Origin of the sequence: Pseudomonas sp. WS 5011 (genome assembly GCF_012985775.1) — a bacterium.
GTDB classification, from domain to species: Bacteria; Pseudomonadota; Gammaproteobacteria; order Pseudomonadales; family Pseudomonadaceae; genus Aquipseudomonas; species Aquipseudomonas peli.
Map to the genome: position 1 here is coordinate 285,987 of NZ_JAAQXA010000001.1, position 11,622 is coordinate 297,608.

11 protein-coding genes and 4 tRNA genes are annotated in these 11,622 nt (G+C 58.4%); 2 read left to right on the forward strand and 13 right to left on the reverse strand.

Annotated features, from left to right (window positions below; all coding sequences use genetic code 11):
- Positions 1-14 precede the first annotated feature (14 nt).
- The 3 genes from phnE to phnC all read right to left on the reverse strand — a co-directional run bounded on the left by phnE (position 15) and on the right by phnC (position 2,773).
- Positions 15-809, reverse strand: coding sequence for a phosphonate ABC transporter, permease protein PhnE (gene phnE / locus HBN63_RS01370; RefSeq protein WP_170048102.1), 795 nt, complete (start codon positions 807-809; stop codon positions 15-17).
- A 66-nt stretch (positions 810-875) separates the two neighbouring features.
- Positions 876-1,880, reverse strand: a complete 1,005-nt coding sequence (gene phnD / locus HBN63_RS01375; RefSeq protein WP_170048103.1) for a phosphonate ABC transporter substrate-binding protein — start codon at positions 1,878-1,880, stop codon at positions 876-878.
- A gap of 56 nt (positions 1,881-1,936) precedes the next feature.
- The gene (gene phnC, locus HBN63_RS01380) at positions 1,937-2,773 is read right to left on the reverse strand and encodes a phosphonate ABC transporter ATP-binding protein (RefSeq protein WP_170048104.1); all 837 of its coding nucleotides are present in this window, start codon (positions 2,771-2,773) and stop codon (positions 1,937-1,939) included.
- Positions 2,774-3,166: 393 nt separating this feature from the next.
- Between phnC and HBN63_RS01385 the strand changes: the two genes are divergently transcribed.
- The gene (locus tag HBN63_RS01385) at positions 3,167-3,484 is read left to right on the forward strand and encodes an Arc family DNA-binding protein (protein WP_160088101.1); all 318 of its coding nucleotides are present in this window, start codon (positions 3,167-3,169) and stop codon (positions 3,482-3,484) included.
- A 165-nt stretch (positions 3,485-3,649) separates the two neighbouring features.
- On the opposite strand, the gene HBN63_RS01390 is transcribed toward HBN63_RS01385, so the two are convergent.
- From HBN63_RS01390 to mgtE, 4 genes are all read right to left on the reverse strand, one after another.
- Positions 3,650-4,786 (reverse strand): sodium ion-translocating decarboxylase subunit beta, encoded by a 1,137-nt coding sequence (locus HBN63_RS01390; RefSeq protein ID WP_170048105.1) that lies wholly within the window; start codon positions 4,784-4,786, stop codon positions 3,650-3,652.
- 12 nt (positions 4,787-4,798) lie between these two features.
- The gene (oadA, locus tag HBN63_RS01395) at positions 4,799-6,571 is read right to left on the reverse strand and encodes a sodium-extruding oxaloacetate decarboxylase subunit alpha (RefSeq protein ID WP_170048106.1); all 1,773 of its coding nucleotides are present in this window, start codon (positions 6,569-6,571) and stop codon (positions 4,799-4,801) included.
- A gap of 25 nt (positions 6,572-6,596) precedes the next feature.
- Positions 6,597-6,848, reverse strand: coding sequence for an OadG family transporter subunit (locus HBN63_RS01400; RefSeq protein WP_170048107.1), 252 nt, complete (start codon positions 6,846-6,848; stop codon positions 6,597-6,599).
- Positions 6,849-7,011: 163 nt separating this feature from the next.
- On the reverse strand, positions 7,012-8,454 hold the full coding sequence (mgtE, locus tag HBN63_RS01405) for a magnesium transporter (RefSeq protein ID WP_160088107.1): 1,443 nt from the start codon (positions 8,452-8,454) through the stop codon (positions 7,012-7,014).
- Positions 8,455-8,776: 322 nt separating this feature from the next.
- Here mgtE and HBN63_RS01410 point away from each other — a divergent pair, with 322 nt between their 5' ends.
- Positions 8,777-9,292, forward strand: a complete 516-nt coding sequence (locus tag HBN63_RS01410; protein ID WP_170048108.1) for a DUF4124 domain-containing protein — start codon at positions 8,777-8,779, stop codon at positions 9,290-9,292.
- A 102-nt stretch (positions 9,293-9,394) separates the two neighbouring features.
- Here HBN63_RS01410 and HBN63_RS01415 read toward each other — a convergent pair.
- From HBN63_RS01415 to HBN63_RS01440, 6 genes are all read right to left on the reverse strand, one after another.
- Positions 9,395-9,471, reverse strand: a tRNA-Arg gene (locus HBN63_RS01415).
- Positions 9,472-9,542: 71 nt separating this feature from the next.
- Positions 9,543-9,619, reverse strand: a tRNA-Arg gene (locus HBN63_RS01420).
- A 72-nt stretch (positions 9,620-9,691) separates the two neighbouring features.
- Positions 9,692-9,768 (reverse strand) — tRNA-Arg (locus HBN63_RS01425).
- Between the two features lie 52 nt (positions 9,769-9,820).
- Positions 9,821-9,911, reverse strand: a tRNA-Ser gene (locus tag HBN63_RS01430).
- Positions 9,912-9,973: 62 nt separating this feature from the next.
- Positions 9,974-10,159, reverse strand: a complete 186-nt coding sequence (gene csrA / locus HBN63_RS01435) for a carbon storage regulator CsrA (protein ID WP_025165378.1) — start codon at positions 10,157-10,159, stop codon at positions 9,974-9,976.
- A 187-nt stretch (positions 10,160-10,346) separates the two neighbouring features.
- Positions 10,347-11,585, reverse strand: coding sequence for an aspartate kinase (locus HBN63_RS01440; protein WP_090251806.1), 1,239 nt, complete (start codon positions 11,583-11,585; stop codon positions 10,347-10,349).
- Between the last annotated feature and the right edge of the window lie 37 nt (positions 11,586-11,622).

The window sequence follows — 11,622 nt, forward strand, 5'->3', positions numbered from 1 at the left end:
ATGCCCGTTCTCCGTCAGATAAATTGTTTACGCAGGCGCTGCGAAATGATGTCCAGCAGGCTGACCACCAGGATGATCACGATCAGCAGGGCGCAGGTCTGGGCGAACTGGAAGCCGCGAATCGCTTCCCAGAGAATCACCCCGATGCCACCGGCGCCGACCATGCCGACCACGGTTGCCGAGCGCACGTTGGATTCGAAGCGGTATAGCGAGTAGGAAATCCACAGCGGCAGAACCTGCGGAATCACCCCGTAGATAACTTCCTGCAGCGCGCTGGCGCCGGTGGCGCGTACGCCTTCAACCGGGCCCGGATCGATGGCCTCGACCGCCTCGGCAAAGAGTTTGGCCAGCACTCCGGTGGTGCCGATAAACAGCGCCAACACCCCGGCGAACGGCCCCAGGCCAACCGCCACCACAAACAGCATGGCGAAGACCATTTCATTGATTGAACGGCAGGCGTCCATCACCCGGCGGATCGGCTGGTAGACCCACCACGGCACGATGTTTTCCGAGCAGAGAATGCCCAGCGGAATAGCCAGAACAATCGCCAGCACCGTGCCCCATAGGGCGATCTGCACGGTGACGATCATTTCCTTGAGGTACAGCTCCCAGTCGCTGAAATCGGGCGGAAAGAAGTCCGCGGCAAAGGTCGCCATGTTGCTGGAGTCGCGGATCAGCGCCAGCGGATTCATCTCCGCGCCCTGCCAGGACCAGGCCAACACAACGAAGAACAGCCCCCAGCCGATCAGCTGCAGCCAGGAACGCTTGGCGGTCAGGTCGGGCGTAGGTGCGGTGGTCAAAGTGGTCATAACAACATCTCGAATCAAGCGGCAGAAGAAAACGACCCGCCGTGGGCGGCGGGTCGAGCACTGCGATTAACCAGCGCTGGCAGGGCTTTGCTTGGCGATTTCAGCCATGCGCTTTTCCAGCTTGGCCAGCTCGGCATCCAGCTCCTTGAGCTGCGCCTGCTTGTCATCAGCGTTGAGCTTGTCGCTGTTGGCCACTTCGGTGCGCTTCTTGAACAGTTCCAGCTGGCGGATCGGCAGCAGCTGATCGTCATCGGAAGCCTTGAACTTGGCCCACTGCAGACCAGCCAGGACTTTCTGCTCGGCCGGCTCGTCGCCGTAGGTCATAAAGAACTCACGCAGCTTGTTCTTGGTGGCGTCGTCCAGGTTCTTGCGCCAGACCATCGGGTCGGACGGGATCAGCGGCGAGGTCCAGATCACTTTCAACTGAGCGGCCTTGTCAGGCGCAGTCACTTGCAGACGCTCCATGCCTTCGCTGTTGAAGGTGCCGACATCGACCTGCTTGTTGGCCACCGACAGGGCGTTGACTTCATGGCTGCCGTTGAGCGCGCGCTTGAAGATCTTGTTGGCGTCGGCATTGTTCTGCGCGAACACGTAGTAGCCCGGTACCAGATAGCCCGAGGTGGAGTTCGGGTCGCCGTTGGCGAAGGTCAGGGTCTTGGCGTTTTTCAGCATGTCTTCGATCGAATTGATCGGGCTGTCCTTGTGCGCCACCATCAGGCTGTAATAGCCCTGAGTGCCGTTGGCCGCGACGGTTTGGGCGAAGATCTGCCCGTTGGCACGGTCCACTGCTTCCATCGCGGCCTTGTTGCCGTACCAGGCCATGTCGACCTTGTCGAAACGCATGCCCTGGATGATCCCGGCGTAGTCAGGGGCGAAGAAGGCTTTGATATTCAGGCCGGTCTGCTCGCTCATGTCCGCCAGGAAGGGGTCCCACATACTTTTCAGGTTCTGCGAGGACTCGGTGGAGATGATGCCGAAATTGATTTCCTGCTCAGCGGCTTGGGCGGCGCCCAGAACCGAACCGGCCAGCAGCGTGGACGCGGCGAGAACGCGACTGATACGTTTGAACATGCAAAGCACTCCTAGTGCAGATGGACATACAGGGGTTGGCATAACAGGGGAGCGGCTCAGGCCTTGGCCAGAGCCAGCGGGACTTTCGGCTTGCGCGCACGGCGCGGTTTCTCGGCGGTTTGCGGCTCGGCTAGCAGCTCGGCCCCGTAAAGATCGTTAAGGAAGTTGGGATGCAACTCGGCGGCGGCGCCGTCGTAATGAATACGCCCCGCTTTCAACGCCACGGCGCGCTGGCAATAGCGCATGGCGTAATCGACCTGATGCAGGGTGACCACCACGGTGGTGCCGTCTTCGCGGTTGATGTCGGCAAGAATCTGCATGACCTTGCGCGCAGACTCGGGGTCGAGCGAGGCAATCGGCTCGTCGGCCAGAATCACCTTGGCGCGCTGACACAGGGCGCGGGCAATCGCCACACGCTGCTGCTGGCCGCCGGACAGGGTCGAGGCGCGCTGCTGCGCCAGATCCGCCAGGCCGACACGGGCCAGGGCCTGCAGTGCACGCTGTTTTTCTTCAGCATTGAACAGGCCGAGGGTGCCGCGCCAGCGAGGCATGCGCCCCAGGCAACCGAGCAGCACGTTCTGCAGCACGCTGAGACGACCGACCAGGTTGAACTGCTGGAAGATGTAACCGATGTCAGCACGCAGACGGCGCACTTCGCCATTCAGGCGGCCGGCGGCCTGTACTTCACGGCCCAGCACCTGAATGCTACCGCCACCGCTGCGGTCGCAGCAGGCCAAGCCGGCAACATGACGCAGCCGGGTCGACTTGCCGGAGCCCGAGGCTCCGATCAGCGCCACCATTTCACCGGGTTCGACGGACAGCGCCAGATCAAACAGCGCTTGCTTGCGGCCGAACGTTTTGTTCAGGCTCTCAACCCGGATCACTGCGCTCATGGAATGCCTCCTTTTTATTAGCGGTTACACCGCGGCTAGCAGCCGCCTTCTGGTGTAGACCAAGGTAGGCAAATCCTGTGTCAGACCGATTAATGGGCCGTGACACTTACGTGACCATTGCTTGAAATTTTTTCTACGCGAGGGTGAATTTCCTTGCTTTTTGCACAGCACGGCGCATTTCTGATGACTGGTGCTGGCATAACGCCTTTACTCACCGCAAAATGCGACACGCGATTGGCGTCAATTTACCGACCAAGCGACTATAGAGTCATACTTGATCTAAGCGGCTTTCTGGCTGAACGGTTAGTGCTATAGGCGGTCAAACCGGTGACAATCCTATAGCCCATTGCCAGTATCGCTTTCCTAAACTAACCGGTTTAATGTACGCGCCCTATGAAACCAGCACTCTATTCCAGCCGTACCGCTGACAAATTCGTAGTTCGTCTGCCCGATGGCATGCGCGAACGCATTGCGGATGTCGCACGTAACCATCACCGCAGCATGAACTCGGAGATCATTGCTCGCCTTGAGCAAAGCATGCTCCAGGAAAGCGCTCTGGGTGATGACCTCAACATGCGCTTGGACAGCCCAGATCTGTCCTTGCACGAACGTGAGTTGTTGCAACGCTTCCGCCAGCTGTCACGCCGTCAGCAGAATGCCCTGGTGGCATTGATTGCTCACGACGCCGAGATGGCTGCCGAAGAAGACTGATTGCGCTGCATAAAGAAAAACCGGCCCAGGCCGGTTTTTTTGCTGCCAATAAAAAATGGCCGGGAGCCATTTTTAACGTTGCTCCGCAACGGCCTGCAAGGTGGCCGCCAGGGATGGCAGGCAATAAAAAACCGCCCTTAGGCGGTTTTTTATTGCGCGTGACAGTCAGCCTACAAAGCTGAGCAGCACACCCGCCGCCACTGCCGAGCCGATTACCCCAGCCACGTTCGGACCCATGGCGTGCATCAGCAGGAAGTTCTGCGGGTTGGCTTCCAGCCCCACCTTGCTCGACACCCGCGCCGCCATCGGCACCGCAGAGACGCCGGCCGAGCCAATCAGTGGATTGATCTTGTTGCTGCTGAATACATTCATCAGCTTGGCCATCAACACCCCCGCCGCGGTACCGGCGCAGAACGCCAGCATGCCCAAACTGAGGATGCCGAGGGTTTTCAGCTGCAGGAAAGAATCCGCCGACAACTTCGAACCCACGGTCAGGCCGAGGAAGATGGTGACGATATTGATCAGCGCATTGCGCGAGGTGTCGGCCAGACGCTCGACCACACCGGCCTCACGCAGCAGGTTACCCAGGGCGAACATGCCGATCAGCGGCGCAGCATCGGGCAGCAGCATGCCGATCAGCAAGCACAGCACGATCGGGAAGATGATCTTCTCGGCCTGCCCAACAGGGCGCAACTGCTGCATCACGATGGCGCGTTCTTCCTTGGTGGTCAGTGCACGCATGATCGGCGGCTGAATCAACGGCACCAGCGCCATATAGGCATAGGCCGCCACTGCAATCGGACCGAGCAGATGCGGAGCCAGCTTGGAGGTCACGAAAATCGAAGTCGGGCCGTCGGCACCGCCGATGATGGCGATGGAAGCAGCCTCCTTGAGAGTGAACTCAAGCCCGGGAATACCCAACGCTGTCAGCGCCAACGCGCCCATCAGCGTGCCGAAAATCCCGAACTGCGCCGCAGCCCCCAAGAGTAAGGTCTTGGGGTTGGCCAGCATCGGCCCGAAGTCGGTCATGGCGCCGACGCCGAGGAAGATCAGCAGCGGGAAGATACTGGTGGGCAGGCCCACCTCGTAGATCATGTGCAGGAAACCCGCACCCTCGGCCATATTGGCTACCGGGATGTTGGCCAGCAGACCGCCAAAACCAATCGGCAACAGCAGAAGCGGCTCAAAGCCCTTCTTGATCGCCAGATAGATCAGCAGGATGCACACCGCCATCATAAACAGCTGACCCGGCTCGACGTGGTACAGGCCCGTGCTCTGCCAAAGCTTGAGGAGCTTATCCATTACCGCGCTCCCTTAACCGATGGTCAGCAGGCTGTCGCCCACCGCCACCGCATCACCCACTTTGACGTTGACCGCAGCAATGGTGCCGGCCTTGAACGCACGGATCTCGGTTTCCATCTTCATCGCTTCGAGGATGATCACCAGCTGCCCTTCTTCCACGGCATGACCCGGCTGCACCAGTACCTTGAAGATGTTGCCGGCCAGCGGGGCATTCTGCGGCTCGCCGGCGCCCACTGGCGCAGCTACTGCTGTAGCGGAATTAGCACCACCGACAGCTTTGAGCCCTTCGATATCGCCGCCTTCGTTGACTTGCACCACGTAGGACTTGCCGCCCACTTCAACGGTGTAAACCTCAGGCTTGCCAGCTTCACGAGCAGGCGCTTCCTTGCCGGTCGGTGCCGGCTCGAAGGCCGCTGGGTTGCCGCGGTTTTCCAGAAACTTCAGGCCGATCTGCGGAAACAGGGCGTAGGTCAGCACGTCATCGATTTCGTCGGCAGCGAGCTTGATACCCTTCTCTTTGGCAATACCCTTGAGCTCGGCGGTTAGCTTGTCCATCTCTGCTTCAAGCAGATCAGCCGGACGGCAGGTAACGGCTTCAGCACCATCCAGCACCCGCGCCTGCAGTTCTTTATTGAAAGGCGCCGGCGCTGCGCCGTATTCCCCCTTCAATATGCCGGCGGTTTCCTTGGTGATCGACTTGTAACGCTCACCGGTCAGCACGTTGATCACCGCCTGGGTACCAACGATCTGCGAGGTTGGGGTCACCAGCGGGATAAAGCCGAGGTCTTCGCGCACGCGCGGAATCTCGGCCAGCACTTCGTCGAACTTGTCCTGGGCACCCTGCTCTTTCAGCTGGCCTTCCATATTGGTCAACATGCCGCCAGGCACCTGGGCAACCAGAATCCGCGAGTCGACACCCTTGAGGTTGCCCTCGAACTTGGCGTACTTCTTCCGTACTTCACGGAAGTAGGCGGCAATTTCTTCGAGCAGCTCCAGGTTAAGCCCGGTATCGCGCTCAGTGCCCTGGAACATTGCCACCACAGACTCAGTCGGCGAATGACCATAGGTCATCGACAACGAGGAAATAGCGGTGTCGACATTGTCGATGCCGGCTTCCACGGCCTTGAGAATGGCCACAGATGACAGCCCTGCCGTGGCATGGCACTGCATATGTATGGGTATAGACAAGGTCGCCTTAAGACGCGTTACCAGCTCAAATGCGGTATAGGGCGTCAGAATGCCGGCCATGTCCTTGATCGCGACCGAGTCGGCGCCCATGTCTTCGATCTGCTTGGCCAGGTCGACCCACATTTCCAGGGTATGCACCGGGCTGGTGGTGTAGGAGATGGTGCCCTGGGCATGCTTGCCCAGCTGCTTGACGGCCTTGAGCGCGGTCTGCAGGTTGCGCGGATCGTTCATCGCGTCAAACACGCGGAACACATCGACGCCATTGAACGCGGCGCGCTCGACGAATTTTTCCACCACGTCATCGGCGTAATGGCGATAACCCAACAGATTCTGCCCGCGCAGCAGCATTTGCTGTCGAGTGTTGGGCATGGCTTTTTTCAGCTCGCGGATGCGGTGCCAAGGGTCTTCACCCAGGTAACGAATGCAGGAGTCAAAGGTCGCGCCACCCCAGGACTCCACGGACCAGAAACCGACCTGATCCAGCTTGGACGCGATCGGCAACATGTCTTCCAGACGCACACGAGTAGCCAGGATCGACTGGTGGGCGTCACGCAGCACTACATCAGTAATTCCGAGTGCTTTCTTTACAGCTGTCATACAGATGCTCCCTGTCAAACCTGACTCACCCGCGACGGGCACGGTGCTGGTGAATAGCGGATTGGATAGCGGCTAACACATCAGCGCTCGGCTCGTCAGAGGCCGGCTTGACTGCCGATGGCACGGATATGGGAATGGGTGTCTTTTCGGCGAAACGCTCGATAACCCACGACATCACGCGGATCATCAACACCAACAGCATCAGAAAGAGGAATACGGTGCCCATGCCGAAAAGCATGAGCTCGACACCCTCAAGCAGGAGTTCACTAGGGGTCATCTTGGCTCCATTAGTAGCTTCATAAGAGCTGCATTAATTATTAGATAGGAGCGCCCGGGAGCTGATCCCGGGCAAAGCTGGCGAACCTTAGCGTGAAACGAGCGTTTGAAGCAAACCCAACCCTAGCCAATGAGACATTTTCTGTAGAGAAAGCGTCATCGACCTAGAGCAGGAACAGACTGGCCAAACCCAGGAAGATAAAGAAACCACCACTATCGGTTACCGCAGTGATCATCACACTGGCGCCCAAGGCTGGATCACGCCCCATACGCACCAGCGTCATGGGGATCAACACCCCCATCAGCGCGGCCAGCAGCAGGTTGAGCACCATCGCGGCCGTCATCACCACGCCCAGCGACCAGCTGTCGTAGAGCAGGTAGGCCACCACGCCAATCACCCCACCCCAGACGATACCGTTAACCAGACCCACGCCCAGCTCCTTGCGGATCAGCCGCGAGGTATTGCCGGTACTGACCTGATCCAGCGCCATGGCGCGCACGATCATGGTGATTGTCTGGTTACCCGAATTGCCACCGATGCCCGCAACAATCGGCATCAGCGCCGCCAGGGCCACCAGTTTCTCGATGGAATCCTCGAACAGACCGATCACCCGCGACGCCATAAAGGCTGTGACCAGGTTGATCGCCAGCCAGGCCCAGCGGTTGCGCAGGGATTTCCACACCGAGGCGAAGATGTCTTCTTCCTCACGCAGACCGGCCATATTGAGGACTTCGCTTTCGCTCTCCTCACGAATCAGGTCGACCATCTCATCGATGGTCAAACGGCCGATCAACTTGCCATTCTTGTCCACGACAGGCGTAGAAATCAGGTCGTAACGCTCGAACGCCTGCGCGGCGTCGTAGCCATCCTCATCCGGGTGGAAACTCACCGGGTCGGTGGCCATGACCTCGCTGACCAGCTTCTCCGGGTCATTGACCAACAGGCGTTTGACCGGTAACACGCCCTTGAGCACGCCGTCATAATCGACCACAAACAATTTGTCGGTGTGCCCTGGCAGCTCCTTGAGGCGGCGCAGGTAGCGCAACACCACTTCCAGGCTGACGTCCTCGCGGATGGTGACCATCTCGAAGTCCATCAGCGCGCCGACCTGATCTTCCTCGTAGGACAACGCCGAACGCACACGCTCACGCTGCTGCGCATCGAGGGTTTCCATCAGCTCATGCACGACATCGCGCGGCAGCTCGGAGGCCAGGTCGGCCAGCTCATCGGCGTCCATGTCCCTGGCCGCCGCGAGAATTTCGTGGTCGTCCATGTCCGCGAGCAGTGTTTCGCGCACTGCATCGGACACTTCAAGGAGGATGTCGCCGTCGCGCTCGACCTTGACCAGTTGCCAGACAGTCAGGCGGTCATCAAGCGGCAAGGCTTCAAGGATGTGGGCAACGTCGGCGGAGTGCAGCTCATCGAGCTTGCGTTGCAATTCGGCGAGGTTCTGCCGATGCACCAGGTTTTCCACGCGGTCGTGGTGCTGGCCTTCCTGACGATGAGTCAGGTCTTCAACCAGCTTGTGCCGATGCAACAGCTCGACCACCTGGGCCAGGCGATTTTGCAGGCTTTCTTGCGGTTTTTTTGCTTCTACTTCAGTCATGGCGCGCTCCACCCCCAGCGGCAGCGCACGCCACAGAGGGTCAATCAGTCAACACGTGATTGCACAATCGAGATTCAGAGTAACTACTGGGTAAGTCCATGGTGGTTTTCCACAAGCCCCGGCGGGGCTGACGCAGCGAATGATACCACCGCCCAGGCGCTTTGCATGTGACAAAAACAATCCTAGAACAAGCGCTTGCACGACAAACTTAAGCGCACTTGCACATCTGTAACTGCGACGTGCCTGGCACTGGCAAAGGCACGCCTGGCGCGGACAAAGGCATCGACTACCCTTGCACATGGACCGTCACGGAGGACGCACCATGCATGAACTGCGCTGCGCAGCTTTCTGCGCCATTCTGCTTTGCCCGCTGCCCACACTCAGCTCAACCGTATTTCGCTGCGAAGACGCCAAAGGCCACGTCACCTTCACCCGCCAGGGTTGCCCCAACGAACACAGCCAAAGCCTGCAACAAGCCTATAACCCCACACCCGGCAGCGGTAAACCAGTGCCTTTGGCCAAACCGCGCAAGGCCAGCCGCGAAAGCAAGAAGAAAGATGAGTATGAGCTGACAGTGATCGGAGTGAAGCAGGACGGCTGCGGCAATCTCCTGAGCAGCAGCGAACGACGCGCCGCCATCATCAAACAGCAGATACGCCTGGGCATGAACCGCAGCGACGTCGAGAGCAGCCTTGGCAGGCCCGACAAGGTCACCGAACAGAACGGCCAGACGCGCTACGTTTACCAGGGTAAGAAAGGCAACAAGCGCAACGTCAGCTTCGATGAAGTCGGCTGCGTCAAAGGTAAGGTCAAACGCAAATCGGCGAGTAAAAAATGACCAACAGTCACTTTTAACGTCGTACAACGACACCCCGCCGGGCGGCAGCCATAAAGCATGCGCAATAAAAAAGGGCCTGCATCGCTGCAGGCCCTTCTTGTTTGGTGCACTCAGGAGGATTCGAACCTCCGACCGCTCGGTTCGTAGCCGAGTACTCTATCCAGCTGAGCTATGAGTGCAAAAGCGCTTTTTAACCAGATCACCGCTGGTTGAAACAAAATGGCTTGCATCGCTGCAAGCCATTTCAAGTTGGTGCACTCAGGAGGATTCGAACCTCCGACCGCTCGGTTCGTAGCCGAGTACTCTATCCAGCTGAGCTATGAGTGCAAATGGCGCTTTTTAACCAGATCACCGCTGGCTGAAACAAAATGGCCTGCATTGCTGCAAGCCATTTCAAGTTGGTGCACTCAGGAGGATTCGAACCTCCGACCGCTCGGTTCGTAGCCGAGTACTCTATCCAGCTGAGCTATGAGTGCATGTCACGCTTGCGCTGCAGACTTCTAAATCAACGCCTACAGCACTAAATAATGGCGGAGAAGGGGGGATTCGAACCCCCGACACCCTTTTGAGATGTACTCCCTTAGCAGGGGAGCGCCTTCGGCCACTCGGCCACCTCTCCGCAACACGGGGCGCATGATAACCATGTTTTCCCCGTTTGCAAAGCCAAAATTTCGATAAAAATTAGTGGCTTGGTTCTTCGCCTTTCTCTTTCTGGATGCGCTGGTAGATTTCTTCGCGGTGCACAGCTACCTCTTTAGGCGCGTTAACGCCAATGCGCACCTGATTACCTTTAACGCCCAACACGGTGACAGTGACTTCGTCACCCACCATCAGGGTCTCTCCGACCCGGCGAGTCAGAATCAGCATTCCTTTCTCCTTACGGATTTCAGTTCAGGACAACAGCAGTCTGCAAAAATAAAATGGTGGCAGCCCCGAACATCTCAAGCAGAGCCTTCACCCAAGTATTGACCAGTGTGAGCAGAAAGAAAGTTCCTGCTCATGCCAACCAAAAAGACGAAAGGCGCGGGATAAACCGCGCCTTTAGGATAATGCCTCAGTCGCCCTGTCGGGCCGGGGCATCCAGTTCAAAAGCAGTGTGCAGGGCGCGCACTGCCAACTCCAGATATTTCTCTTCGATTACCACGGAGACTTTGATCTCCGAGGTGGAGATCATCTGGATATTGATATTTTCCTTGGCCAGCGCCTCGAACATGCGGCTTGCTACGCCGGCGTGGGAACGCATGCCAACACCGACTATGGACACTTTGGCAATCTTGGTGTCACCGATGACTTCACGCGCACCCAGTTCTCGGGCCGTATTTTCCAGCACCTCGAACGCCGCGGTGTAGTCATTGCGGTGTACGGTGAAGGTGAAGTCAGTGGTGTTATCGTGCGAAACGTTCTGCACGATCATGTCCACTTCAATGTTCGCGGCACTGATCGGGCCGAGAATTTTGAACGCCACGCCCGGGATGTCCGGTACGCCACGGATGGTCAGCTTGGCTTCGTCGCGGTTGAAAGCGATGCCGGAGATGATCGGCTGTTCCATGGATTCCTCTTCATCAAGGGTAATGAGGGTGCCCGGCCCCTCTTGGAAGCTGTGCAGCACGCGCAGCGGGACGTTGTACTTGCCGGCGAATTCCACCGAGCGAATCTGCAGCACCTTGGAACCGAGGCTGGCCATTTCCAGCATCTCTTCGAAGGTGATTTTTTCCAAACGCTGAGCCTGCGGCACCACACGCGGGTCGGTGGTATAGACACCATCAACGTCGGTGTAGATTTGGCACTCATCGGCCTTCAGCGCAGCAGCCAACGCCACACCGGTGGTGTCGGAACCACCGCGACCCAGCGTGGTGATGTTGCCGTGCTCATCGACACCCTGGAAACCCGCAACCACCACCACACGACCGGCCTTGAGGTCGGCACGCAGTTTCTGGTCATCGATCTGCAGGATGCGCGCTTTGTTGTGCGCGCTGTCAGTCAGGATGCGCACCTGGTTGCCGGTATAGGACACCGCCGGCACGCCAATCTTGATCAGCGCCATGGCCAGCAGGGCAATCGTCACCTGCTCGCCGGTAGAGACCATCACGTCGAGTTCACGCGGTACCGGCTGACCATCACTGACCTGTTTGGCCAGATCGATCAGGCGATTGGTTTCACCGCTCATGGCGGAAACCACAACCACAATGTCATCGCCGTTTTCGCGGAATTTCTTCACCTTCGCGGCCACCTGCTGAATACGCTCAACAGTGCCGACGGAGGTGCCGCCAAATTTCTGTACGATCAAAGCCATTTCAAAGCCGCCTCAGCCCGTAAAGGGCGCCCATTAA